General features: G+C 62.2%; 23 protein-coding genes. 6 read left to right on the top strand and 17 right to left on the bottom strand.

Annotation, left to right across the window (positions count from 1 at the left end; genetic code table 11):
* Position 1: 1 nt before the first annotated feature.
* Together hutG and hutU are read left to right on the top strand one after the other, a co-directional pair.
* Complete coding sequence (hutG, locus tag BC363_RS32865; protein ID WP_065784353.1) at positions 2–820, top strand: N-formylglutamate deformylase; 819 nt, start codon at positions 2–4, stop codon at positions 818–820.
* Positions 821–822: 2 nt separating this feature from the next.
* The gene (gene hutU, locus BC363_RS32860; protein WP_065784418.1) at positions 823–2,496 is read left to right on the top strand and encodes a urocanate hydratase; all 1,674 of its coding nucleotides are present in this window, start codon (positions 823–825) and stop codon (positions 2,494–2,496) included.
* A gap of 43 nt (positions 2,497–2,539) precedes the next feature.
* Here the strand turns inward: hutU and BC363_RS32855 are convergent, their stop codons facing one another.
* From BC363_RS32855 to BC363_RS32830, 6 genes are all read right to left on the bottom strand, one after another.
* A complete protein-coding gene (locus BC363_RS32855; protein ID WP_065784352.1) occupies positions 2,540–3,754 on the bottom strand; it encodes an MFS transporter in 1,215 nt (404 codons plus the stop codon).
* 86 nt (positions 3,755–3,840) lie between these two features.
* A complete protein-coding gene (locus BC363_RS32850) occupies positions 3,841–5,283 on the bottom strand; it encodes a M81 family metallopeptidase (RefSeq protein WP_065784351.1) in 1,443 nt (480 codons plus the stop codon).
* Between the two features lie 11 nt (positions 5,284–5,294).
* Complete coding sequence (locus BC363_RS32845) at positions 5,295–7,214, bottom strand: beta-N-acetylhexosaminidase (protein WP_065784350.1); 1,920 nt, start codon at positions 7,212–7,214, stop codon at positions 5,295–5,297.
* A 25-nt stretch (positions 7,215–7,239) separates the two neighbouring features.
* Positions 7,240–8,016 carry an SDR family oxidoreductase gene (locus BC363_RS32840; protein WP_065784349.1) on the bottom strand — a complete coding sequence of 259 codons (777 nt, stop codon included), beginning with the start codon at positions 8,014–8,016 and terminating at the stop codon, positions 7,240–7,242.
* A gap of 21 nt (positions 8,017–8,037) precedes the next feature.
* Positions 8,038–8,901, bottom strand: coding sequence for a MurR/RpiR family transcriptional regulator (locus tag BC363_RS32835; RefSeq protein ID WP_053248998.1), 864 nt, complete (start codon positions 8,899–8,901; stop codon positions 8,038–8,040).
* Between the two features lie 25 nt (positions 8,902–8,926).
* The gene (locus BC363_RS32830) at positions 8,927–9,316 is read right to left on the bottom strand and encodes a RidA family protein (protein ID WP_065784348.1); all 390 of its coding nucleotides are present in this window, start codon (positions 9,314–9,316) and stop codon (positions 8,927–8,929) included.
* A 113-nt stretch (positions 9,317–9,429) separates the two neighbouring features.
* On the opposite strand from BC363_RS32830, the gene BC363_RS32825 reads away from it, so the two are divergent.
* The gene (locus BC363_RS32825; protein WP_065784347.1) at positions 9,430–9,921 is read left to right on the top strand and encodes a hypothetical protein; all 492 of its coding nucleotides are present in this window, start codon (positions 9,430–9,432) and stop codon (positions 9,919–9,921) included.
* A gap of 29 nt (positions 9,922–9,950) precedes the next feature.
* Positions 9,951–11,426 carry a M81 family metallopeptidase gene (locus BC363_RS32820; RefSeq protein ID WP_065784346.1) on the top strand — a complete coding sequence of 492 codons (1,476 nt, stop codon included), beginning with the start codon at positions 9,951–9,953 and terminating at the stop codon, positions 11,424–11,426.
* Between the two features lie 137 nt (positions 11,427–11,563).
* Here the strand turns inward: BC363_RS32820 and ugpC are convergent, their stop codons facing one another.
* The 9 genes from ugpC to BC363_RS32775 form a co-directional block, all read right to left on the bottom strand.
* Positions 11,564–12,697, bottom strand: a complete 1,134-nt coding sequence (gene ugpC, locus BC363_RS32815) for a sn-glycerol-3-phosphate ABC transporter ATP-binding protein UgpC (protein ID WP_065784345.1) — start codon at positions 12,695–12,697, stop codon at positions 11,564–11,566.
* Positions 12,698–12,785: 88 nt separating this feature from the next.
* Positions 12,786–14,015, bottom strand: coding sequence for an ABC transporter substrate-binding protein (locus BC363_RS32810; RefSeq protein ID WP_065784344.1), 1,230 nt, complete (start codon positions 14,013–14,015; stop codon positions 12,786–12,788).
* A gap of 35 nt (positions 14,016–14,050) precedes the next feature.
* Positions 14,051–14,908: a carbohydrate ABC transporter permease gene (locus tag BC363_RS32805; protein WP_065784343.1), complete on the bottom strand. Its 858-nt coding sequence runs from the start codon at positions 14,906–14,908 to the stop codon at positions 14,051–14,053.
* Positions 14,905–15,789, bottom strand: a complete 885-nt coding sequence (locus tag BC363_RS32800) for a sugar ABC transporter permease (protein WP_065784342.1) — start codon at positions 15,787–15,789, stop codon at positions 14,905–14,907. Before BC363_RS32800 ends, BC363_RS32805 begins: the two co-directional genes overlap by 4 nt.
* 13 nt (positions 15,790–15,802) lie before the next feature.
* Positions 15,803–16,960: a Gfo/Idh/MocA family oxidoreductase gene (locus tag BC363_RS32795; RefSeq protein ID WP_065784341.1), complete on the bottom strand. Its 1,158-nt coding sequence runs from the start codon at positions 16,958–16,960 to the stop codon at positions 15,803–15,805.
* A 358-nt stretch (positions 16,961–17,318) separates the two neighbouring features.
* Positions 17,319–18,056 (bottom strand): ABC transporter permease, encoded by a 738-nt coding sequence (locus BC363_RS32790; protein ID WP_065784340.1) that lies wholly within the window; start codon positions 18,054–18,056, stop codon positions 17,319–17,321.
* Entirely contained in the window at positions 18,056–18,994 is a 939-nt protein-coding gene (locus BC363_RS32785) for an ABC transporter ATP-binding protein (RefSeq protein WP_065784339.1), read from the bottom strand. The genes BC363_RS32790 and BC363_RS32785 overlap by 1 nt, the downstream gene beginning before the upstream one ends.
* Positions 18,991–20,157: an ABC transporter permease gene (locus tag BC363_RS32780; RefSeq protein WP_065784338.1), complete on the bottom strand. Its 1,167-nt coding sequence runs from the start codon at positions 20,155–20,157 to the stop codon at positions 18,991–18,993. Before BC363_RS32780 ends, BC363_RS32785 begins: the two co-directional genes overlap by 4 nt.
* 115 nt (positions 20,158–20,272) lie before the next feature.
* A complete protein-coding gene (locus BC363_RS32775) occupies positions 20,273–21,184 on the bottom strand; it encodes an ABC transporter substrate-binding protein (protein WP_065784337.1) in 912 nt (303 codons plus the stop codon).
* Positions 21,185–21,518: 334 nt separating this feature from the next.
* Between BC363_RS32775 and BC363_RS32770 the strand changes: the two genes are divergently transcribed.
* Together BC363_RS32770 and BC363_RS32765 are read left to right on the top strand one after the other, a co-directional pair.
* Positions 21,519–21,986 (top strand): DUF4126 domain-containing protein, encoded by a 468-nt coding sequence (locus BC363_RS32770; protein WP_065784336.1) that lies wholly within the window; start codon positions 21,519–21,521, stop codon positions 21,984–21,986.
* Positions 21,983–23,359, top strand: a complete 1,377-nt coding sequence (locus BC363_RS32765) for an FAD-containing oxidoreductase (RefSeq protein ID WP_065784335.1) — start codon at positions 21,983–21,985, stop codon at positions 23,357–23,359. Before BC363_RS32770 ends, BC363_RS32765 begins: the two co-directional genes overlap by 4 nt.
* A 30-nt stretch (positions 23,360–23,389) precedes the next feature.
* Here BC363_RS32765 and BC363_RS32760 read toward each other — a convergent pair whose 3' ends face one another.
* Positions 23,390–24,541 (bottom strand): M20 aminoacylase family protein, encoded by a 1,152-nt coding sequence (locus BC363_RS32760; protein WP_065784334.1) that lies wholly within the window; start codon positions 24,539–24,541, stop codon positions 23,390–23,392.
* Positions 24,542–24,551: 10 nt separating this feature from the next.
* Complete coding sequence (locus tag BC363_RS32755) at positions 24,552–25,316, bottom strand: ATP-binding cassette domain-containing protein (protein WP_025428643.1); 765 nt, start codon at positions 25,314–25,316, stop codon at positions 24,552–24,554.
* Positions 25,317–25,339: the final 23 nt, after the last annotated feature.

The following is a 25,339-nucleotide window of genomic DNA, read 5'->3' as shown; positions in this document are numbered from 1 at the left end:
GATGAGCGTATTCGAAGTCCGCCAGGGCACCTCACCCGTCATCCTCGGTTTTCCGCACACCGGTACGGATGTGCCGACGGAGATCTGGGAGCGTCTCAACGACACCGGGCGTCTGCTTGCCGACACCGACTGGCACATTCACAAGCTCTATGAAGGCCTTCTGCCGGATGTCACCGTCGTTCGCGCCACCTTCCACCGCTACGTGATCGATGCCAATCGCGATCCGGAAAATGTGAGCCTCTATCCCGGGCAGAATACGACCGGGCTCATTCCGGAGACCGATTTCGATGGGTTGCCGATCTGGAAAGATGGTGAGGCGCCGACGGAGACCGACACGGCAGAGCGCCTGCGCCGATTCCATGCGCCCTATCACGCCGCGTTTCTGGCGGAGATCGAGCGGGTCAAGGCGATCCACGGTATCGCCATCGTCTATGACTGCCATTCTATCCGCTCGCATATCCCGTTCCTGTTCGACGGCAAGTTGCCGGACCTGAACATCGGCACGGACATGGGCCGGACCTGCGCGCCGGCCATCGAGAAGGCGGCCGTCGACATCGCCGCTTCGGCCGATGGCTACACCAGCATTCTCAACGGCCGCTTCAAGGGCGGCTGGACGACCCGCCATTACGGGCGCCCGGAAACCGGCGTGCACGCCATCCAGATGGAGCTGGCGCAATCGACCCATCTTGCCGCCGAAGAGCCGCCATTCGCGCTCGACGCAGGCAAGGCGGAGCGCCTGCGCGTGCCGCTTCGGGCCATTCTTCAACGCATCGAGAACACCGCATTCGACCTTAAAACGCTGACAGGGAGCGAGGCATGACCATGAACAATCCGCGCCATAATATTCGCGACGTGCGCGCGCCGCAGGGCGCCACGCTCAACGCCAAGAGCTGGATGACCGAAGCGCCGCTGCGCATGCTGATGAACAACCTCGACCCGAACGTCGCGGAAAACCCGCACGAGCTGGTGGTCTATGGCGGCATCGGCCGCGCCGCCCGCACCTGGGCCGACTTCGACAAGATCGTCGACACCCTGAAGGACCTCAACGAGGACGAGACCCTGCTGGTCCAGTCCGGCAAGCCGGTCGGCGTCTTCCGCACCCATAAGGATGCGCCGCGCGTCCTGATCGCCAACTCCAACCTGGTGCCGCATTGGGCGACCTGGGACCACTTCAACGAGCTGGATAAGAAGGGTTTGGCGATGTACGGCCAGATGACTGCCGGCTCGTGGATCTATATCGGCACGCAGGGCATCGTTCAGGGCACCTACGAAACCTTCGTCGAGGCCGGCCGCCAGCATTATGGCGGCAATCTGGAGGGCAAGTGGGTACTGACCGGCGGTCTCGGCGGCATGGGCGGCGCACAGCCGCTGGCAGCCGTCATGGCGGGCGCGTCATGCCTTGCCGTCGAGTGCAACCCGGACTCGATCGACTTCCGCCTCCGCACCCGCTACGTCGATGAAAAGGCAGAGACGCTCGACGAGGCGATGGAAATGATTGCCCGCTGGACGAAGAACGGCGAAGCGAAGTCCGTCGGCCTGCTCGGCAACACCGCCGAAATCCTGCCGGAAATGGTTCGCCGCGGCATCCGCCCTGACATGGTCACCGACCAGACCTCAGCGCACGATCCGGTCAATGGCTACCTGCCGAAGGGCTGGACCATGGCCGAGTGGAAGGCCAAGCGCGAGAGCGACCCGAAGGCTGTCGAAAAGGCTGCACGCGCCTCGATGCGCGAGCATGTCGAAGCCATGATCGCCTTTAAGGACATGGGCATCCCAACCTTCGACTACGGCAACAACATCCGCCAGGTCGCCAAGGAAGAGGGTCTCGAAAACGCCTTCGCCTTCCCCGGTTTCGTACCGGCCTATATTCGCCCGCTCTTTTGCCGCGGCATCGGTCCGTTCCGCTGGGCCGCACTCTCCGGCGACCCGGAGGACATCTACAAGACGGATGCCAAGGTCAAGGAGCTTACCCCTGGCAACACGCACCTGCACAACTGGCTCGACATGGCGCGCGAGCGCATCTCGTTCCAGGGCCTGCCTGCGCGCATCTGCTGGGTCGGTCTCGGCGACCGTCATCGCCTTGGCCTCGCCTTCAACGAAATGGTCAGAAACGGTGAGCTCAAGGCCCCTGTTGTCATCGGCCGCGACCATCTCGACTCCGGTTCCGTCGCCTCGCCGAACCGCGAAACGGAAGCGATGAAGGATGGCTCGGACGCCGTCTCCGACTGGCCGCTGCTGAACGCCCTGCTCAACACCGCCTCTGGCGCCACTTGGGTGTCGCTGCATCATGGCGGCGGCGTCGGCATGGGCTTCTCGCAGCATTCCGGCGTCGTCATCTGCTGCGACGGCTCGGATGAGGCCGCCCGCCGCGTCGAGCGGGTTCTTTGGAACGACCCGGCAACGGGTGTCATGCGCCACGCCGACGCCGGCTACGACATCGCGCTCGACTGCGCCAAGGACAAGGGCCTGCGCCTGCCGGGCATCCTCGGCAACTGACGAAGACCTTGGGGCGCCGACCTGGCGCCCCTTTTCCCCGCTCTCACTGGGCGGCAGTGGTAGTTCGATTGCCACCTTCGAGGAAGAGCAGCAGACCGAGGCCCGCCAATCCGCCGAGGCCTCCGAGAAGTGCGGTTCCGGAATAATCGCTAATGCGTGTGCCGAGCGCAAAAAGTGCCGCACAAAGACCGCCGCTCATGAAGATGTTGACCGAGATCAGCGAGCTTCCGAGCCCCGGACGATCGGCAATCAATTCCTGCAGGTAGGTAATGGGGATCGTGATGAGGGCAGCAGCGCCAAAGGCGCTGATCAGTGTCAGCGCATAGATGTGCCACGGCGCCGACGACAGTGCGAGCAGGACCATGTAGCCGATGTAGATGACGGTGCCGAGCGCCAGTGCCTTGGCTGGCAGCAGGTTCACCTGGATGCGCGCCCAAACGAGGATGAAGACCACCTCGAGGAACGCGACGACGCCGACGACGATGCCGATATCCGTGACGCTGCCGCCGACGGCATCGGTCATGATCAGCGGCAGGACAGCAGCATTGATATGCAATGTCGAGGTGATCATCGCCACCGCAACCACCCGGGCGAAGATGCGCGGTGCGAGGATTTCACCGAAGGACATCCAGTAGGAAAGGCGCCTGCCCAGGTTCGGATCGACACCGCGCTCGTTCGGCAAGGAGAAAAAGACCAGGAGCAGGTTGGTCGCGCATCCGAGACTGGCAAGCAGATAGGCGGGAAGCATGCTCTTGCCACCGGCGAGCGCGAAGCCCACCAGCCCCGGCACCAACACCCAGGCAAGCGATATCGCCGCGCGCGCACCGGTCGTCAAGGCGCCGGCGTCCTGTCCGCTCATGCGTCGGGCGACACTGCGCACGTTCGCAAAGAGCAGCGTGTAGAGTGCGCCGTAGATCGGCAGGAACAGAAGCACGCTGACGACAAAGCTCGATTGATTCGGCAGGAGATAGACGATTCCGTAGCCGACGACGCCAAACAGGATCGCCGTCGACATCAGCACCCGGTAATTGCCGACGCGATCGGCCAGAATGCCGATCGAAACACTGACGATAACATTCACCGTCGAAGCGACGAGGATGAGGAGCGAATAGAGTCCGTCACTCAGGCCCAGTTCGTTGATGCCGACGACGGACTGATAGGGCGACGTCGCTGCCCCGGCGAAACCGAACAAAAAAATCGCCAGCATGCTGACCCGCATTGCCGGGTTGCGCATGGCGCTCAGGAGGGTGGAAGTCATGATGGAAGGCGTCCGCGAAGCGGGTGGAGTTTAAAAAGGGGCAGGCCTGCCCGGAGGCCGGGCAGGTGAATGCGGATGGCGCAGCCTCAGTCGGCGTTCGACCAACGCGCCGAGAATTTCGCTTCGGGCGTAAAGTCGAATTCCAGATCGAAGGGAAAGACGGGTCGAGAACGATGCAGGCTTGCAAGGTGGGCAATGTCCTGATTGACGACACCATCGGTCAAGGCCATCAGGTTGGGGTTGGCGATCGGCGCCAGCTCTGGCGAGAGATAGCCTGACTTGACCACCAGCAGCCGGACGCCCCTCGGATCAAGGCCGAGACGGCTGAAATCGGCGATATCGTGGTAAGGCCGGCGTCGGGCCGAAAGCACGACGTCGATCGCACCGACACGCACGACCGCCTGACGCTCCTTTTCCGGACCGGGATCATCAAGCCGCACGACTTCCACCAGCATCTCCGCAACCGGGCTCGCCGGATCGAGGCTGCCGCCGATCTTCAGCATCAGATTTTCGCCCACGCCGGCAGCAAAGCAGGCATCGACTGCCGGACGGTCGGTGATACCGGCGATCAGGGCACCGCGCCACCCCCGCGCAAGCAGCGCCTTCAGGACATCCGCCCTGTCGCCGACACCGCCGCCGGTCGGGTTGTCGCCGGAATCGGCAAGGATGATGGGGGTTGTCGTCGTCTGTTCGGCGATATCGAGCATGGCGTCGAGCGGGCCCGTCACCGGGCCGAAGCGGAAGTTGCGACGTTCCGTCCAGTAGGCTGCCGCGATGTCGACGGCCGCCTGCTCTGCAGCAGCCCGGTCGGTCGCCGTGATCACGGCGCAAGCCGTTGCGCGCGGCTCGTCCGCCCAGACATAGCCGACCATCAGGTTGGCATCGAGCACACCCGGCCGGCCGTCGATATCGGGCAGCTGCTGGTAGAGATTTTTGGCCGGCTCATCTTCAGTGGAAGTACATTCCCCGGGCAGCAACACGGGAATCTTTGCCCAGGCCACACCCGGGCGGTTGCCGCTGCGCAGCGCTGAAATCAGCATCGTCCAGGCACGGATCATCGTTTCGCGCGTGTCGATGTGCGGCGCCGTGCGATAGCCCGCGAAGATGTCAATCTGGTCGATGATGCGCTGACTGACATTGCCGTGCAGATCATAGCTGGTGGCGATCGGGCAGTCCGGCCCGACGATGGCTCGAGCGGCAGAGATCCAATCCCCCTCCGCATCCTCCATGCCGTCGACTTTGATCGCCCCGTGCATGGCGAGATAGAGCCCGTCGATCGGCAAAGCCTGTTGCAATCGCTCGAGAAACTCAGCCTTGAAGGCGTCATAGGTCGGCCGTGACACCGGCCCGCCGGGCACGGCGCGGGCGTGCAACAGCGGTAGATGCGCGATGCCGTCAGCGTCGAGAAAATCGAAGTACTCCGCCTGCAGCAGATCCGCACCACGCAACACCCGAAAATCCTCGGTCGTCATCAGCACAGGCGAATAGGTGCTGCACTCCGTATGGATACCGCCGACGGCAATGCGCATGAAAGCTCCTGTCACAGTTTTGGGCTCAAGGGTGCGATCGCGGCAAAGCGATGCCAGTCCTTGGCGGATTTCGGGGTCCATGCGGCTTCGGCGATCGCACAAAGTCGCGGGAAGACAAGATGGTTGAAATAGCCGCGCGACAGGAAATGCTCCGACCAGATGCAGGCCTGTACGCCCTTCATGCGGGCCTTCAGCTCTTCTGGAAACTCGCCTTCGGCCTCGTAGCCATAGGTATGCGCCGGCGTCGCCGTCCCGGCCCAACTCGCGCCTGGCTCCTGCCAGGCGTCGGCCTGCGCCATGTCGAGATAATAGGCCTGGCCGGGCGTCATGACGACGTCATAGCCTTCGCGCGCGAGGTCGATGCCGACCTCCGGCCGCTCCCACGCCATAAGCAGCGTGCCCTCGGTCGCAACGCCGCCGCCATGGGCGACCTCGTTCCACCCGGCAAGCTTGCGGCCGCGGGCCGTCAGCATCTGCTTGACCCTCTTCAGGAAGAAGGATTGCAGTGCGAAGGTGCCGGAAAGGCCCTCCTTCTCCATCAATTTCTTCGCCAGCGGAGAGGCAAGCCAGGAACCGTTGGCAACCTCGTCGCCGCCGATATGGATGTACTGGCTCGGGAACAGCTCGACGATTTCGTCGAACACCTTCTCGAGGAAATCGTAGGTAAAGTCGATCGCCGGGTTGAGTGCATTGTTCGGGTAGCCCTGAACCGAATGATAGCTCTCCGGCGCTTCCTGGCCGTCCGTCAGATCAGGCAAGGCAACGAGCGTGGCCGCGCTGTGGCCGGGAATGTCGATCTCCGGCACGATCTCGACGTGAAGCGCCGCGGCTTGGGCGACCAGGGCTTTCACATCGGCATGGCTGTAGAACCCGCCGACCGGCTCTGCGCCATTGCCGAGTTGCGGCAACAGAGGTTCATTTGGACCGCGCATGACACCGAGCGTCGTCAACGTCGGAAACGCCTTGATCTCAAGCCGCCAGGCCTCGTCGTCGGTCAGATGCCAATGGAAGATGTTCAGCTTGAACCAGGCAAGAATGTCGATGAGGCGGGAAATGTCCGACGTCGGATAAAATTGCCGCGATACGTCGAGATGACAACCGCGCCAGCCATAGCGCGGCGCATCGGAAATCGTGCCCTGCGCCGGAAAGCGGAACAGGTCCGGATGTGTGCGCGCGCCGTTCATGAGCTGCGCCAGGGTCGTCAGCGCGTATTGCCGGCCGGCTGCACCGCCATAGGCAAGGCGGATCTCCTTGGTGGAGAATGCGAGTTCGTAGGCTTCGGGGGCGAGGGCTGCACTCTTCGTGAAAGCAATTGGCCTACCCTGCCCGGAGGCGACAAGGCTAAAGGGCGCGTGACCCGCCGAGAACAGGCGGTGAAAGAGCGCAAGCACGTTGGCGACGGCGGCCACATCGTCAGGCGCCGCATCTGATGCAGGGTAGAGCACGACAGGAAAGCTGTCGCCGGCCCAGGCATCGATCTGCGCCGGCCATGGCTGTATCGAAAAAGGCAGGTCGAGCTTGCCCGGAGGCAGTCGGGGTGGCGGCGGCTCGCTGACGGCATTCTCCAGCAGCAGATCGGAGACGGCGACCGGCACATGTTCGCCGTTGGAAAGCGTGAGGTAGGCCGACTTCGCACCATCAGTGCAGTGCCTTGCCTGCCGATGCAGGCCACTCACCGTGAACGTCCAGCTTTCGCCGGGGCCAAGCGTCAGCCCGGCGGGTGGCGCGAATTCGTGAAAGTTGGCGTTGCGGCGCAGGAACGTGGCGTTATCGCAGGCCTCCGGCACGATGACGCGCGTCAGCGAGGTATAGACCAGCCGAAAGCCCGTGAGCGGCGCTTGCGAAAAATTGAAGAGCGTGAAGGTGAACCGGCCAAATGCACCGCCATCCGGCTGCCAGGACGCTTCGAGACGATAGGAAACGGGCGCCATGATCTTCCTCCCAGAAGTCTTTCGGTCAGTAGTGGCTTGATTGCGAGAACGTTCGCGCCAGTTCGGCCTGGCCGGCGGTCAGCCCGCAATCGACCGGCAGGCACACGCCGGAAATCGCCGCCGCCATCGGACCTGCGAGGAAGTGTACGGCGTTGGCGACATCCTCGGGATTGACGATGCGCTGCAGCGGATACCAGCGGCGCGCTTCCTCGAAGACCTGCGGATTGGCGGCGGCACGCGCTTCCCACGCCTGCGTGCGAACCGTCCCTGGTGCAACGGCGTTGGATCGAATGCCGAACTTGCCGTATTCGACGGCGATCAGGCGCGTCAGGTGCAGGAGGCCAGCCTTGGCGACGCTGTAGGCGGGGTGGCCGAAGACATTCATGCCATTGACGGAGGCGATGTTGATCACCGAGCCGCGGCTTTCCTTCAGCATGTCTTCGACTGCGCGGAAGCACAGGAAGGCCGCTTCGAGGTTCAGCGCATTGTCCATCCGCCAGATATCCGGCGTCGTGTCGTGCAGGCTGACGGCGCGGGCGGCGCCGGCATTGTTGACGAGGGTGCGCACGGTACCCTGCGCGCCCGCCGTCGCGGCCAGTTTGCCGACGCTTTCGGTGTCCGTCACGTCGCATGCAATCGGGATGAAACGCGCGCCGTCCCCGATCTCCTGCGCCGCCTTCACGGCAGCTTCGCCGTCGATATCGGCGAGCAGGACGACATCATGATCCTCGCCAAGGCGCCTGGCGATTGCGCGACCGATATCGCCGGCTGCACCGGTGACGAGGGCGACAGACTGCGTCATGCGGGAACCTTTCGCGGCACGTCAGTCTCCCAGCAGCTGGCGGTCGTCACCGTCGCGGTGGGTGACCAGCTGTTGCTTGATGCGCCGAAGTGTGACGGTCGCCTGCGGCTGGACCCGGTAGGCAACGAGACTTGAGAGGATATCGAGCAGCGCCAGATAGGCGATGCGGGTGGAAGTGGGGCGATAGATGTTGTTGCCCTCGGGAAGATCGACAGGAACCGTGATCGTCGCGGCAGCCGCAACCGGGCTGTTGCTCTGGGTCAGCGCAATCGTCGGCACCTTGAGTTCGCGCGCCAGGGTGAAAGCGCGCACCAACTCGGCGTTGCGGCCGGAGAAGGATGAGCCGATCAGCACATCCGTCGGGCGGGCGGCGGCGGCCATCATCAGCTGCATGCTGTGGTCGGAACTGGCGGTAACGCGCAGGCCGTAGCGAAAGAGCCGGTTCTGCAGCTCGCTGGCAATCATCGAAGAATTGCCGCCCGAGCCGAAGGCATAGATCATTTCTGCGGCCGCAATGCGCTCCACCGCCTGCTCGATCGACGCCAGGTCAAGCGAACGGTGCAGGAGGAACAGCGCATTCTGCGCCTTGGTGATGATGTCCTGGGCGACATCGCCGGTTTCCCGGCTCTTCGGCTCCGGCTTCAGGTAGCGCATACCGATATAGGCGGTGCGCGCCAACTGCACCTTGAAGTCGGAGAAGCTGTCGCAGCCGAGCCGGCGACAGAAGCGTGTGACCGTGGGAGGAGAGACATCGGCCTTGCCGGCCAGCTCGATGATCGATGCATTCACCGCGAACTCGAAGTCGTTCAGAAGAATATCGGCTATGCGGTTCTCGGATTGCGAGAGCCGGCCTTTTTCTTCCTGAAGTGTCGCGAAAATATCCATCGGCTGCTGATGTCCTTAGGGTCTATCAGCCTTCCTTCGGCTTGTAGGCGACACAGTCGATCTCGACCTTGCAATCTACCATCATCGCCGACTGGACGCAGGCCCGGGCCGGTGGATGCGCACCGAAATACTCCTGATAGACCTTGTTGAAAGTCCAGAAATCACGCGGATCGTCGAGCCAAACCCCACAACGCACCACGTGCTCGGTACCGTATCCGGCCTCTTCCAGAATGGCCAGAAGATTGGCGATCGCCTTGTGCGTCTGAGGGATGATGCCGCCCTCGATGATCTCGCCCTTTTCCATGGCAACCTGGCCGGAAACATGCAGCCAACCGTCCGCCTCCACCGCGCGTGCAAAGGGCAATGGCTTACCGCCCGCACCGACTTGCTCGGTGCCATACCGTTTGATGGTCATGTGTACCTTCGTGCAAATTATTTTCTTTGATCGTTGACAAGTGACCATAGAAAGCTGAATTTGACCAGAGAAAAACACCATTCATGAAAAGAATTTCAATCTAGGGCGAAAACATGCGGGATCCCTTCCTCAATCCGTTCCCCTCTTCCGACACCGCGCGCCATGCCATCTGGGAGATGCTGGTTCCGCGCGATATCGACGCTTTTCTTTCTGCGGACTGGTCGATGGTCGCCGGTGATTTTGTCGAAGACGGCTTCATCGGCATCGACGGACGCCGCGAGACCAATCCCGACAATTGGCGCCTGACTTTTCCCTCGCTTTCGGCCTATCGCGACGAGTGGCTGCGCCAGGCGAAAGACTTCGCCGGCCTTTCCTTCGCCGAGGATACCCGCGCGGCGATCTTCACGACGACGACGCTTGAGAACATCGAGGTCAACGGCGACTTCGCGCTCGCGCGTAAGAAGTTCGATGGCGGCTTGAAGAAGTCGGACGGCAGCTTCGACGTGATGAAGTGGCAGACCGTCTATTACTGCCGTCTGCACGACGGGCGCTGGAAGATTTCCGGGTTTACCGGCTACCTGCCTAACCCGATGGGACCGGCTTAAGAAGCGACGCACGAGAAAAGGCGACGGCATTGCGGATCTTCACAGCAGCGCTCGCGACGGAAACCAATACCTTCTCCCCCATCTGCATAGATCGCCGCGCCTTCGAGGCGTCGCTCTATGCGCCGCCGGGCGAGCATCCGGAGACGCCGACGCTCTGCACGGCGCCGATCACGGTCGGCCGCCGCGTTACCGCGGAGAAAGGCTGGACGCTGATCGAAGGCACCGCCAGTTGGGCGGATCCGGCCGGCCTCGTCAACCGCCAGACCTATGAAAGCCTGCGCGACGAAATCCTCGGTCAACTTCGCGCCGCTTTGCCGGTCGATGCCGTGGTCATGGGTCTGCACGGCGCCATGGTTGCTGCGGGTTACGAGGATACCGAAGGCGACCTTCTGACCCGCATTCGCGAGATCGTCGGCCCCGACGTGCTCGTCTGCGCCGAGCTGGATCCGCACAGCCACCTGACGCAAAAACGCGTTTCGGCGGCGAACTTCTTCGTCTTCTTCAAGGAGTTTCCGCACACCGACTTCGTCGATCGGGCCGAGGATCTCTGGCGCATCGCCGTCGATACGCTGGAGGGCCGCGTGACGCCGGTGATGTCCGTGTTCGACTGCCGCATGATCGACGTCTACCCGACGTCGCGCGAACCGATGCGTTCCTTCGTCGACAAGCTGATGCGCATCGAGGCGGAGGACCCCGACGTCCTGTCGCTGTCGGTAGTACATGGTTTCATGGCCGGCGACGTCCCCGAGATGGGAACGAAGGTGCTTGCCGTGACGAACGGCAAACCGGAGAAAGGCGAGGCCCTGGCACGGGACCTCGGGCTGGAGCTCTTTTCGAAACGCGGAACCTTCATCATGCCGCAGATCGACGAGAAACAGGCTGTCGCCGAAGCGCTAGCCGCGACCGAGGGCCCGATCGTCATCGCCGATGTCTGGGATAATCCGGGCGGTGGAACCGCGGGCGACGCGACAGTGCTGCTCGAAGAATTGCTGGCACAAGGCGCTAGCAATGCCGCCGTCGGAACGATCTGGGATCCGATGGCCGTGCAGATCTGCATGGCCGCCGGCGAAGGGGCAGAAATTCCATTGCGGTTTGGCGCCAAGTCGGCACCGGGGACTGGCAACCCGGTCGACGGCATCGTCAAGGTGATCAAGCTGGTGCGCGATGCGGAGATGCAGTTCGGCGAGAGCTTCGCACCTTTTGGCGACTCCGCCCTCATTTCCTATCGCGGCGTCGACATCATCCTGAATTCGACACGGGCGCAAAGCTTCGATCCCAGCCTCTTCTCGGTGATGGGCGTCGATCCGCAGGCAAAGAGCATCCTGGTCATCAAGTCGACCAATCACTTCTACGCATCCTTCTCGAAGATCGCCGCGCAGATCCTCTATTGCTCGGCCGGAACGCCCTATCCGAACAATCCCGCCAAGACCGCCTATCTCCGCGCATCCGGGAATATCTGGCCGAAGGTTGCCGACCCGCATGGCCTTGAAAAGGGAGCGGCGTGAGCCGAGGCAGGCTGACGCTGCCGGCCCCACTCGCCGGCAGATAAGACCTTCCAATCCGGTCCTGTTCTATTGCCAATGACAAAAACGGCCGCCGCCCTGATCATGGACGGCGGCCGATTGTATTGGTGAGGCTATGCTCAGGCCGCAGCCGGATTGAGCAAGCCCATGTCGATATCGGTGAGTTCGACACACCGCTCAAGCGCCTTGCCTGCCTCATCGAACAGGTGGCAATCGGCGGCACGAATGCCCGTCAGCACCTGTTCTTCCGGGCGGATTGCCACCGTGCCCGGCAGCATCGCGCAGTAGTTTTCCCCTTCGCCATTGATGGCGGCATAGGCGACCGTATGGGCGCCGAGGCGTTCGATCACCGTTGGCGTGACCTTCAGCGACAGGTCGCCGGCTCCGAGCAGAATGTGCTCAGGCCGGACGCCCAGCGTCAATGTCCGCCCGACCAGGCCACCATGCGGCCTGACCGGGACGACAGCGGTCTGGCCCTTGTAGTCGACCTCCATGCCGGCATCGCTGACACCTTTGCAGGTGACCGGCAGGAAGTTCATCTTCGGATTACCGATGAAGCCGGCGACGAAGATGTTGGCAGGCTTGTGGTAGAGTTCGAGCGGCGCGCCTGTCTGGGCGATTTCACCGGCATTGAGGACGACGATCCGGTCCGCCATCGTCATCGCTTCGACCTGGTCGTGCGTGACGTAGATCATCGTGGCCCGCAATTGCCGGTGAAGTTTCGCCAGCTCAATGCGCATGTCGGCGCGCAGCGCCGCGTCGAGGTTCGACAGTGGCTCGTCGAAGAGAAAGATCTTCGGCTCGCGCACGATCGCCCGGCCGATCGCCACCCGTTGGCGCTGGCCGCCGGACAGCATTCCCGGCTTTTGCTGCAGCCGCTGGTCGAGATGGAGAATGCGGGCTGCGTGCTCCACCTTGGCCTTCAGTTTCTCTTCCGCCATCTTTTCCACGCGAAGTGGAAAGGCAATGTTCTCGAAGACGGTCATGTGCGGGTAGAGCGCGTAGGACTGGAAGACCATGGCGATCCCGCGCTTGACCGGCGGCAGGTCGTTGACGCGCTTGTCATCGATCAGGATGTCCCCCGAGCTGGTCTCATCGAGACCGGCTATCATCCTGAGCAATGTCGACTTGCCGCAACCGGAGGGTCCGACGAAAACGACGAACTCACCGTTTTTGACTTCGAGCTCGATGCCTTTCAGCACCTCGAACGTCCCGTAGAATTTCTGAACCCTGTTGAGATTGAGCTGTCCCAAGAAACTGTCTCCGGCCACCGGCGAGAAGCGGCCCGTTCGTAGCGGATTGGTTTGGGCCGCGAACCCAAGGATCCGCGGCCCGATGATCTTACTTGTACTCTTCGAGGTCGGAAGCCGCCTTCTTCAGGGCGTCGGCCGGTTCGGCCTTGCCGGTCACCACCGCCTGAACCATCTCGATAATGACGTTCTGGAAGCCCTTGTAATCATTGAAGAGCGGCTCCGGACCACCGAAGGAGATGCCGTCGATGAACGGCTTCCAATAGGGATCCTTCTTGACGAATTCGTCGACCATCGGCGACGGACGCAGCGGCGTCAGGCCGGCGCCGCCCTGCAGCTCATATTCGCCCTGCGGACCCGGCGAGGTGATGAACTTGGCGAATTCTGTCGCCTTCTCCTCGACGCCCGAGCCCTTGAAGATCGCCAGGCTGTCGGTAATGAGCAGCGTTCCCTCGCCCTTGGCCGAGGGGCCGAGCGGCAGTGGCGCAACGCCCCAGTTGACCTTGGTTTCCTTCAGGCGCACGGCGGCGCCCGACCCTCCTTGAATCATGCCGACCTTGCCGTCGAGGAAGATGGCGCGGACCTCGTTCTGTTCGTAGGCGGTCGCGCCTTCGACGGAATAGGGAGTGATGTCCTTGTAGGCCTGGAGCGCAGCAAGAACTTCCGGGCTGTCGATGACGATCTTGTCGCCGTCGATCACCTTGCCGTTGTTGGTGTACACCCAGTGCATGAACTGGTGCATCGTGTTGTCGAAGGTCTTGGCCGGAAGGCCGTAACCGGCGATACCGGTCTTTTCCTTGATCGCCTTGGCAAACTCGATCTCTTCGGCCCAGGTCTTCGGCGGTGTCTCGGGATCAAGACCAGCCTGCTTGAACAGGTCCTTGTTCCAATAGAGCGCCTTGGTCGAGAAGGCCACCGGAACGCCCCACTGGTTGTCGTCGAAGGTCACCGTGTCGACGATGTTGGGGTAGTACGTCTTCTTTTCCTCGTCCGTCATTGGCACGGGAACGATGAGATCGTTCTGCGCGAACTCCTTCAGCGTGCGCGAACCGACATAGGCCATGGCAACCGGTGTGCCGGCGGCGGCAAGCGTGGTGGCCTTGTCCTGGCACTGGGCCCAGCCGACCACTTCCGGCGCGACGTCCCAGCCGGGATTCTTTTCCTCCCACTGCTTGATATACTTCTCGTGAACCGGGTCCATCACGTCGCCGCAGTAGATCCAGCTGATCTCCTGGTCGGCCGCTTGGGCGGTGACGGCGCCAAGCGCGGTCGAACCGAGCAGGGCCAGGGCGAGTACCCCTGTCTTGAGTTGAATTGACACGTTGGAAGCTCCCGTTCTCTGGTGGTTGATTGGTTTTATTGTTTCACCGCGCCTGCGGTCAGCCCGCTGACGAGATACCGTTGTAGGAGGAAGATCACGACGACTGCCGGCGCGATGCCGACGAAGCTCGCCGCCATGAGCTCGTTCCAGATCACCTCCTGGCGACCGAAATAGGCGAAGAGCCCAACCGGTAGCGGCATGTATTCGGTCTTGGAATTGAAAGTCAGAGCGTAGATGAATTGCTGGGCATAGGCGCCGATGAAGGTGGTGATCGCCACCACGGTGATACCCGGCATGGCAATCGGCAGGATCACCCGGCGCAACGTATAGAAATGGCTCGCGCCGTCGACAAAAGCGGCCTCGTCCAGCTCGCGCGGGATGCGCATCATATAGGTGCGCAACAGCCAGATCGCCGATGGAATAAGGAAGGCGACGCCGGGCATAATCATGGCGAGATAGGTGTTGAGCACGCCGAAGCTGCGCATCAGCCGGAACAACGGTATGAGCAGCACGGCGCCGGAGAACATGTTGACCGCGAGAAACGCACCGAGCAGCGCGCCGCTGCCGCGGAAGTTGAACCGGGCAAAGGCATAGGCGGCCGGAATGACCAGTATCAGCACGATGGCCGTCACGATGGTGGAGATGAAGAAGGAGTTGAAGATGTATCGGGCAAAACCGGGCACGCTCTCCCACATGGTGTAGTAAGCGGCGAAGGAGCCGTTTTCGGGCCAGAAGCGGTAAGGCGAGGAAAACAGAAGCCCGAGCGGCTTCAACGATACCAGGAACCCCTCGACGAATGGCGCCAGGATGAAGCCAAGGAAGACAAGGATGCCGGCATAGATGGCGACGAGCTCATACCAGCGATAGCGGTTGATCATGGCAGGCTGGCTCATTTCTGTTCCCCCGCAGCGAGGCGACTGGTGACCCGGAAATAGGCAAAGCAGAAGATCGACAAGAAGATGCAGATCAGCACGGCGCGCGCAGCACCCTCCCCGTATTTCTTCGACCCGATGGCGGTCCGGTAGGTATCGATGATCATCGTGGTGGTCTCGCCATTCGGCCCGCCCTGGGTGAGGATCCAGATGATATCGAAGGAATTGAAGGTGGCGATCAGCGACAGCATCGACATGGTGATCAGCGAAGGCACCAGTAGCGGCAGCGTGATGCGGCGGAAGCGATAGAAGCGCCCTGCCCCGTCCGTCCAGGCCGCCTCATAGAGGTCCTGCGGGATCGCCTGCATCGCAGCCAGCATATAGAGCGTGACCAGCGGCACGCCGATCCAGACGTCGGTGATGATCGTCGCCCAAAAGGCCGTCTCGCCGCGTGCAAGGAAAGCGATCGGTCCGTCGATGAGCCCCCAGTTCTGCAGCACGCCGGAAATCATGCCGAACTGGCCGTTGTACATCCAGCCCCACATGAAGATGCCGATGGCCATCGGCACGATCCACGGCGGCATGGTGAGCAGGCGGAAGAGCGCACGGCCGGGCACGGCCGCATTCAGCATCGTCGCGCCGAAGACACCGATGATCATTTTGATCGAGACCGAGAAGAAGGTCCAGATGAAGGTGCGGAAGATGACTTCGGCAAAGGTCTCGTTGAAGATCTTGTCGTAGTTGGCCCAGCCGACCCAATTCGTCGTCTTCTTCAGCGACGCGTCGGTGAACGACAGGATGAAGGTGTCGACAAGGGGATAGGCGACGATGACCGTGACATAGAGCACGGCGGGCAAGAGCAGGATCCAGGCGAAGATGACCGTGCTGCGTTGAACACTCATCCCGCTACTCCCCTCAAGCCGCGCGCGAATGCAAGGCTTCGTCGAAACGATCCCAGATCGGCCGCAGATCGATCACGCTTCGCTTGCGCCGTGCCTCGTCCATCGACAATGCGAGGATGCCCGCTTCGAGCGCATCGATGGTCGAGACCGGCAGCGGTCTTCCGTCGCGCACATGGCCGATGATATCGGTCGCCATCTGCTCATCGGCGCCGTAGTGCTGCGACAGTTCGGTGGCCGCGTATTTGTTCTCGATCACCTTCTTGCCGGTCAGCATCTCGTGCACGTCGAAATAGCCGCGGATGAAGTCGCCCTCGGCCATGCCGCGCGATCCCATGATGCAGAAGCGGCGGAATTGGTCCGGCACATTGAGATTGGTATGGAAGTTCATGCCGACGCCGTTGGCGTATTCGACGATGGCGACCTGATAGTCGATGATGTCGCCGTCGCTGTCGAACACCTTGTCGGATCCCATCCAGCCGCTCAGCTTGCGATGGAAGAGTTCGAGGTCGTTGATGCCCTCGCGTGCGGGGTCGTTGGCGGGAATAAAGCTCTTGCGCCCGCCGAAGCTGGCAACGCGTTCCGGCCTCGCACCGATAACGCCGTTGTAGAGATCAAGGTCGTGGCAGCATTTCTCCAGCATGAAACTGCCGGAATAGCGCTCGTAGCGGCGCCAGTCACGCATGAAGAAGGCGCCGTGGTAGGGTTCGATATGTTCGGATGCCTCGATCGAGACGACCTGGCCGAGCTTTCCTTCGGCAAGGGCGGCGCGCAGGTCGCGGTACATCGGCGCATAGCGCAGCACGAGGCCGACCATCAGGCGCTCATGGCCGAACTTCGCCATCAGTTGCGCAAGCTCCAGGCTTTCCTGGACCGTCGTCACGATCGGCTTTTCGCTGAACACCTTGAGACCGGCTTCAAGCCCGGTCCGGATATGATCGAGGTGCATATGGTTCGGCGAACCGATCATCAAGAGGTCGAGCTTCTCGTTGGCGATCAGTTCTTCAGGCGTCGCATAGGCCGTGCCGGCGGAGATGCCTTTTTCCGTCAGGCTCGGCAGTCCAGCCGGATTCGGATCGACGTATCCGGCGATCTCGAAGTTCTCATCCATGGCTTTGAAAACGTAGCCCAGATATCCCAGGCGGAATCCGAGTCCGATTATCCCGACTTTCATGCTCGCACTGTTCCCTTGCCTTATGGCGTAATTTATTTTCGCAGACTGGTGCAGTTTTTTCAGGTCGTCAACCCAAATCCGCGTATTTTGTAAAATTGTGAAATTCATTTTCATAAACCCCGGAAATGCTGAGAATCACGCCACAACCCAAAAGGGAGGTAACCCATTCACGCTACAACAGGGGGAAAGCGGTCCAGACCAATGCGGCCTCGGCACGCAACGCGCGCCGATGGCGGCAGAATGGATGGGCGGCGAAACTGGAGCGTTTCCGTCTTGAACCGAGTCGTAGAAGCGCTCAATTTCTTTGTTTTTCGTAATTTCTGGCGGAAAGCCGTTTCGCACCTTTCCTGGAAAGGCCCTATCGCCCCATCCGGGAACCGAGGCTTCGTTCAGCCGCCTGCAGGGCATCGTGGATCAGCACTGCGAGCACCGCAACGATGAGGCCGCCCTGGACAACGAAGGCAAGGTTGTTCGACTGGAGGCCGGCGATGATCACTTCACCGAGCGTTCTTGCCGCCACCGTCGAGCCGATCGTCGCGGTTGCCAGGCTGATGACGACGGAGAGCCGGATGCCGGCGAGGATCACCGGCATCGCCAGAGGCAGTTCGATTTTCAGGAGCCGCTGGCGACCGGTCATGCCGGTGCCCCGCGCCGCCTCCATTGTCGATTGCGGCAAGGTCGTCAGCCCGGTCAGGGCGTTCTCGAAGATCGGCAGCAGACCGTAGAGGAAGAGCGCGATGAGCGTCGGCTTTTCGCCGAAACCGAAGATCGGCACCGCGAGCGCCAGCACGGCGACCGGCGGAAATGTCTGGCCGATGTTCACAAGGCTGCGCGAAAGCGGCAGGAATTCGGCGCCCGATGTTCGCGTCACCAGGATCGCCAGCGCCAGCGCAACTACCGTCGCGCCAGCCGTTGCAATCGCGACTGTGCGCAGATGAAGCAGCGTCAGTTGCAGCAGGCTGCCCTGATTATAGATTGCCGGCGCGTTCTCCTGCACCAGCGGCCGCAGCAGCGGCTCGAACCATTGCGGCTGAACCAGGAAAGCGATCAGAGCTGCAAGAGCGAGCAGTCGAAACAGGTTGGGAAGACGCAGCATCACGATCGTCCCGCGGCACGCTGCGCCAGACCATCAAGGCTGACCTTGCCAATGAGAACACCATCGGGGCCAACGACGGGAAGAGCCTTGCGGCCGGACCAGAGCAGCGTCGACAAGGCCTCGCGCTGGCTGGCGGCACTCGAAATCGCCTTTCCCTCCGCCGTACCGGGTTCGACGGCAGTCGCGACGGGTTCGATCGCCAGCAGCCGAAACGGGCGTTCACCGGCCCCGATCAGGCTCTCGACGAAAGCCGTCGCCGGTCTTACGAGCATCTCGGCCGGCGTTGCGTATTGCACCACTTCGCCCTTGTCCATGACGGCGATCCGGTCGGCCAGATGGAAGGCCTCCTCCATGTCGTGCGTGACAAGGACGATGGTCGTCTCGAAATGCTTCTGGATCGCCAGCAGATCGTCCTGAGCCTTGGCGCGAATGATCGGATCGAGTGCGCCGAAGGGTTCATCCATCAACAGCACCTTCGGCTCTGCCGCAAGCGCGCGGGCAACGCCGACGCGCTGCTGCTGGCCGCCGGAAAGTTCGTGCGGATAGCGCGGGCCGAACGCCGCCGGATCGAGCTGAAACAGCGTCAGCAGCTCGGCGACCTTCGCGTCGATGCGGGCGCGGTCCCAGCCGAGCAGCGTCGGCACGGTGGCAATGTTCTGCGCGACGGTTCGATGCGGAAACAGGCCGTGACCCTGGATCGCATAGCCGATCCGCCGGCGCAGCTCGTAGCCCGGCAGCGACCGGTTGTCCTCGTCGTCGAGCCTGATCGTGCCCGATGTCGGTTCGACCAGGCGATTGATCATCCTGAGCAGTGTCGTCTTGCCGGAGCCGGACGTGCCGACGATGACAGTAACCGTGCGTGGTGCAATCGTCAGGCTGACATCGCTGACGACCGTGGTTTCGCCATAGCGCTTGGTGATGCCTTCAATCTCGATCATGCGCTTTGCACCTGGTTGCGGTTTGGTGTGGCCATCTCGATCAAGGCATCGAGGACGATTGCGGCCGTGAACGCCAGGACGACGGTCGGAACCGCCCCGAGCAGCACCAGATCCATCGCCGTCTGCCCGACGCCCTGGAAAACGAAAACGCCGAAACCGCCGCCACCGATCAGCGCCGCGATCGTCGCAAGTCCGATGTTCTGAACGAGGACGATGCGAATGCCGGTGAGAATGACCGGGAAGGCCAGCGGAAATTCGATGCCGGCGAGGCGCTGGAAATCCGTCATGCCGATGCCGCGTGCCGCATCGTTGGCCTCTCTCGGCACTCCGGCAAGCCCAACCACGGTATTGGCGACCACAGGCAGAAGCGAATAGAGGAAGAGGGCGACGAAGGCCGGAGCCGCGCCGATCCCGCGGATACCGATGGCGGCGGCCCCTGGCACGTGGATCGCGAGCCAGCCAAGCGGCGCGATCAAAATGCCGAAAAGCGCGATCGACGGGATCGTCTGGATCGCATTCAAGACGCCGAGTAGGCCGTCGCGCAGGCGCGGGACGCGATGGCAGAGAACGCCGACCGGAATGCCAATGATGGTTGCGGCAGCAAGCGAGCCCAAGGCGAGCATCACATGCTTGCCGGCCTCGGCCCAGAAGGTCTCGGCCCGGCTGGCGTATTCCTTGAGGAGCGACAGACCGTCCCAGGTGCCGGACATCAGGAGCGCGGCGACAAAACCGAGCACGCCGCAAAGGAACAGAACCCGCACCAACGGCGACGGCCGCAACCGGGTCAAGGCGTCGGCGGCCAGCAGACCGAGCGCGAAAAGCAGGACCCAGAACCCGGAAGCCGGTGAAACGCGAGCATAGCTGTTTTCGGGTGGCGTCAGGTGGCCGGCGGCAGCACCAATGCCCAGCGCCAGCGCAGCGATTGTCGAAAAAGCGATGGCAAGGCGCAGCGGGCTTGGCGTTTTCAGAGCGGCGACAATTGCTGCAGCAATGACGAAGAGAAGAATAACAGTGGCCCACACCGGCGGCAGGGCTTCGCTGATCGACCTCACCTCGCCAGCGACGATGCGATTGGCGCGAAAGGTCGCGAAAGGCGCCAGGAATGCGCCGTATGCGGCAAGTGCGGCAATGATCACGCCAAGCTTGTCCACGCGGAGCTGCATCAGATCCCTTTTTCTCGCCCGGCTTCCGCTCGACGGACCCTGGTTGTTCTACGCTCAGAAAAGAAAACGCTGGCCGGATGAGCGCATCCGACCAGCGTCGAACCTTTGCGTCAACCTATTTCAGGAAGCCGTTCTTCTTCAGGAAGTCTTCGGCAACCGTCTTGGCCGGCTCGCCGCCGACCTGGACGCGGCCATTCAGTTCCTGAAGCGTCACCAGGTCGAGTTTCTCGAAAACCGGCTTCAGCAGGGTCTCGATCTGAGGGTTCTCCTTCAGCACCGCCTCGCGAATGATCGGGGCCGGCTGGTAGACCGGCTGCACTGCCTTGTCGTCCTCGAGGACCACGAGGCCGGAGGGCGCGATACCACCATCGGTTCCGTAGACCATCGCGGCATTGGCGCCATTCGTCTGGTTGGCCGCCGCAGCGATCGTCGCCGCGGTGTCGCCACCGGAAAGGGTGATGAGTTGTTCCGGCTTCAGCGTGAAGGCGTAGGTCGTCTGGAATGCGGGAAGCGCTGCGGCCGAGTTGACGAACTCGGACGATGCCGCGAGCACGACATTTCCGCCGCCAGCGACATATTTGCCGAAATCAGACAGCGTCTTCAAATTGTTGGCTTCGGCCACATCCTTGCGCAACCCGATAGCCCAGGTATTGTTGGCGGGCGACGGCGTCAGCCAGACGATCTTGTTGGCATCATAGTCGAGCTTCTTGGCGGCCTCGTAGGCCTTCGCCGCGTCCTTCCAGATCGGGTCATCCGCCTTTTCGAAGAAGAAGGCAGCATTGCCGGTGTATTCCGGATAGATGTCGATCTCGCCGGCGGCAATCGCCTTGCGCACCACCGGCGTTGCACCGAGCTGCACCCGGTCCACCGTCTTGATATCATTGGCATTCAATACGGCCAGGATGATGTTGCCGAGCACACCGCCCTCCGTATCGATCTTCGAGGACACCACAACGTCGGCGTTGGCGGCCGCTGCGGTGAGCGTGAAGGCAAAGGCTGTCCCGATAAGCAGTTTGGTCAGGCGCATGGAGTTCTCCCTCGAAATTCAGTCCCGCAGTTTGACCACGGAATATTCGCGTCGTCCGGGCAAGCCATTCCATATATGTCAGTCTTCGACGAAAAATAGAGCTGCACGCAGAGAGTGCGGCGCGCGAAAATTTCAACATCGAGTGAAGCCATCGAAAGCATCGACTACTGCATGAAACGACAGGCGATTGGGCGTTGCAATCGGCAGCGTTGTCGGTCACTCTGATTGAGGCCCGCCAGAAACATCCGCTTTCACTCTTGGTTGCGATGCCGCTCGATCCGAACCGCTTGGGGGCTGGCGGCGCGGGTTCGCCCGGCGAACGTTCGGGGAATTGATGTCGATCTATCTTCTCGCGCTTCTTATCGGCGTGGTCGCCGGCCTTCGCGCCATGACAGCACCGGCCGCCGTCAGTATTGCCGCTGCCGCCGGCTGGCTGCCGCTTTCGGGCACCTGGGCAACCTTCATGGGCCTCCGCTTCACACCCTATATCTTCGGGCTCCTGGCCCTGGTCGAGTTCGTCACCGACCAGCTGCCGAGCACGCCGAGCCGCAAGGTGCCGCAGCAGTTCGGCACACGCATCGTCAGCGGCGGTTTTTGCGGTGCCGTCCTTGGCACTGCCGGCGGCTCGCTGATCGGCGGTTTGATTGCCGGCATCATCGGCGCAGTGATCGGTACGCTTGGCGGCTATGAGGCGCGCAAGCGGCTGGTCGCAGCCATTGGCGGCAGGGATCTGCCTATCGCCCTGATCGAGGACGTCGTTGCGGTGCTGCTCGCACTCTGGGTGGTGTCCTCGGTGCTATGAAGAAACATTTCGACGCCATCATCATTGGCGCCGGCCAGGCCGGACCGTCACTGGCCGGTCGCCTGGCCGCAGCCGGCAAGGCGGTCGCGCTTATCGAGCGCAAACTCTTCGGCGGCACCTGCGTCAACACCGGCTGCATGCCGACCAAGGCGATGGTCGCCAGCGCCTATGCCGTGCACATGGCACGCCGCGGCGCCGACTTCGGCGTGACGACCGGCCCGGTTTCTGTCGATTTCAAGCGCGTCATGGCACGAAAGGACAAGGTGCGTACCGACGCCCGTTCGGGCGTCGAAAACTGGCTCAAGGGAATGGAAAACTGCACCGTCTTTGAAGGCCATGCCCGATTTGAGGACCCGCACACGATCCAGGTCGGCGAGGAAAGCCTCAGCGCCGACCAGATCTTTCTGAACACCGGCGGGCGGGCGGCAACGCCGGACTTTCCGGGGGCCGGCGACGTGCCGTTCCTCACCAATGTGTCGATGTTGGACCTCGACGTTCTTCCCAGGCATCTCGTCATCGTCGGCGGCAGCTACATTGGCCTTGAATTTGCACAGATGTTCCGCCGCTTCGGCTCCGAGGTGACGGTGATCGAGAAAGGCCCGAGGCTTATTGCGCGCGAAGACCCTGACGTCTGCGATGCCGTTCTTGCGATCCTCGATAAGGAGGGCATCCGGTTTCGGCTCAATGCCGAATGCATCCGTTTCACCAGACAAGGCGCGGATGTCGTCGCCGGCGTCGACTGTACCTCCGGCGCGCCCGAGGTCATCGGCTCGCATTTGCTGCTTGCGACCGGTCGCCAGCCGAACACCGACGATCTTGGGCTCGACAAGGCCGGCGTGAAGACCGATGCGCGCGGCTATGTCGAGGTTGATGATGCCTTGCGCACAAGCGTGCCGCATATCTTTGCCATGGGCGACTGCAACGGTCGCGGCGCCTTCACGCACACGGCCTATAACGACTTCGAGATCGTGGCCGCCAACCTGCTTGACGGCGAGCCGCGGCGGGTGAGCGACCGCATCTCCACCTACGCGCTCTATATCGATCCGCCGCTCGGGCGTGCCGGCATGAGCGAGACCGACGCGCGCAAGACTGGCCGAAACATCGCCGTCGGTAGGCGGCCGATGACCCGCGTCGGCCGTGCGGTCGAGAAGGGTGAAACCGAAGGGTTCATGAAGGTGGTCGTCGACGCCGACAGCAAGGAAATCCTCGGTGCGTCGATCCTGGGCACCGGCGGCGACGAGGCGGTTCAGAGCATTCTCGACGTCATGTACGCCAAGAAGCCCTACACCACGATCACTCACGCGATGCACATTCACCCGACGGTGTCGGAGCTCATCCCGACGGTCTTCGGGGACCTCACGCCGGCAAGCTGACGGTCGGAAGGCCGACCGTCAGGTCTGCATTCACACCAGCGCAGAGCGTGCGAGATGGTAGAAATACATCGCACCGCGCTCGAGGATGTCGTCGTTGAAGTCGTAGCGCGTGGTGTGAAGCCCGCTCGTATCGCCATTGCCGATCAGCACATAGGCACCCGGGACCTCCTCCAGCAGGAAGGAAAAGTCCTCGCTGCCCATCAGCGGCTGGGCGAGCTCGACAAACGTGTCCTCGCCAAACTTCTCGCTGATCACCGCGCGCGCCTGGTCGACGGCATCCGCATCGTTGATGGTCGCGGGATAGCCGACCTGCCAGCCAAAGGTGACATCGGCATTGAAACTCTGCGCCTGGAAACGGGCGATCTGCTCGACACGCTCCTGCAACTGCTTTCGCACTACCGGGTCGGTGGCCCGCATGCTGATCTCCAGCACTGCCGTGTCGGGGATGATGTTCGATGCCGAGCCCGATTGAAACGAACCGACGGTCACCACCGAGGGCTGGTGCGGCGAGACGTTGCGCGACACGAGCGTCTGCAGCGCCATGACGATGCTTGAGCCGACGACGACAGGATCGACGGTCAGCTCCGGCTGCGCCCCATGGCCGCCCTTGCCCTTGATCGTCAGCGTCAGCACGTCGATCGAGGCTGCCATGGCACCCGCACGCGTCGAGAAAGTGCCGACCGGCAGACCCGGCCAGTTGTGAAGCGCAAAGACGCGTTCGCAGGGAAAGTGCTTGAACAGGCCATCTTCGATCATCAGCTTGCCGCCGCCGAAATTTTCTTCGGCCGGCTGGAAGATCAGGTGCACGGTTCCGTTAAAACTCGCATCCCGCGACAGTGCCCAGGCAGCACCGAGCAGCATGCTCGTGTGACCGTCATGACCACAGGCATGCATCGTGCCGGGATGTTTGCTCTGATAGGAAAGCCCGGTTTCCTCCTGCATCGGCAGCGCGTCCATATCGGCACGGAAGCCGATCGAGCGGTTGCTGTTGCCACGCTTCAGTGTCGCGACGATGCCGGTCGCCGCCAATCCGCGCGTCACCTCGAAACCCCAGGACTGCAGCAGGCCGGCAACGAAGTCCGAGGTCTTCACTTCGGACAGGCCGATTTCCGGCATCTCGTGCAGCTTGTGGCGGATATTGACGAGTTCGGGCAGGAATTCAGATAGGATCGCGTCGCGCATGGTTCTCTCCTCAAGCCATCTGCAGGAACTGGCGCAGGCGCGCCGATTTCGGGTCACGCATGACCTGCGACGGGGCACCGCGTTCCTCGACCAGCCCCTTGTGAAGGAAGATCACTTCGCTGGAGATGTCACGTGCCAGCGACATTTCGTGCGTCACCATCACCATGGTGCGCCCCTCCTCCGCCAGTTTCTTGATGACCAGCAGCACCTCGTTGACGAGTTCCGGGTCCAGTGCCGAGGTCGGTTCGTCAAAGAGCATGACATCGGGCTTCATCGCCAAAGCGCGCGCGATCGCCGCGCGCTGCTGCTGACCGCCGGAGAGCTGGTTGGGATAGTGATCGCGCTTCGGCGTGATGCCGACCTTCTCCATCAGCACCTCCGCCTCGCCGACGGCATCCTTGCGCGTCATGCCAAGCACATGCATCGGACCTTCGATGATGTTTTCGAGAATGGTCTTGTGGGACCAGAGATTGAAGCTCTGGAACACCATGCCGAGGCGGGTGCGGATATGCTCGAGCTGCCGCTTGTCGGCGGCAACGAGCTTGCCGTCCTTGCCCTTCAACGTCCGGATCACTTCGCCCGACACCGAGATTTCGCCCTCGTCGGGCGTCTCGAGATAGTTGATGCAGCGCAGCAGCGTGCTTTTGCCCGAGCCGCTGCTGCCGATCAGCGAAATGACGTCACCGGATTTTGCTTCGAACGAAACGCCCTTGAGCACCTCGACCGAGCCGAAGCTCTTGTGGATGTTCTTCACAGACAGTGCGGTTGCGACCATCGTCGTTCCTCCCATGGCGCGAT

It is taken from the genome of Ensifer sp. LC384 (assembly GCF_001695865.1).
Lineage (GTDB): Bacteria > Pseudomonadota > Alphaproteobacteria > Rhizobiales > Rhizobiaceae > Ensifer.
This window is presented reverse-complemented; position numbering and strand designations above follow the sequence as displayed.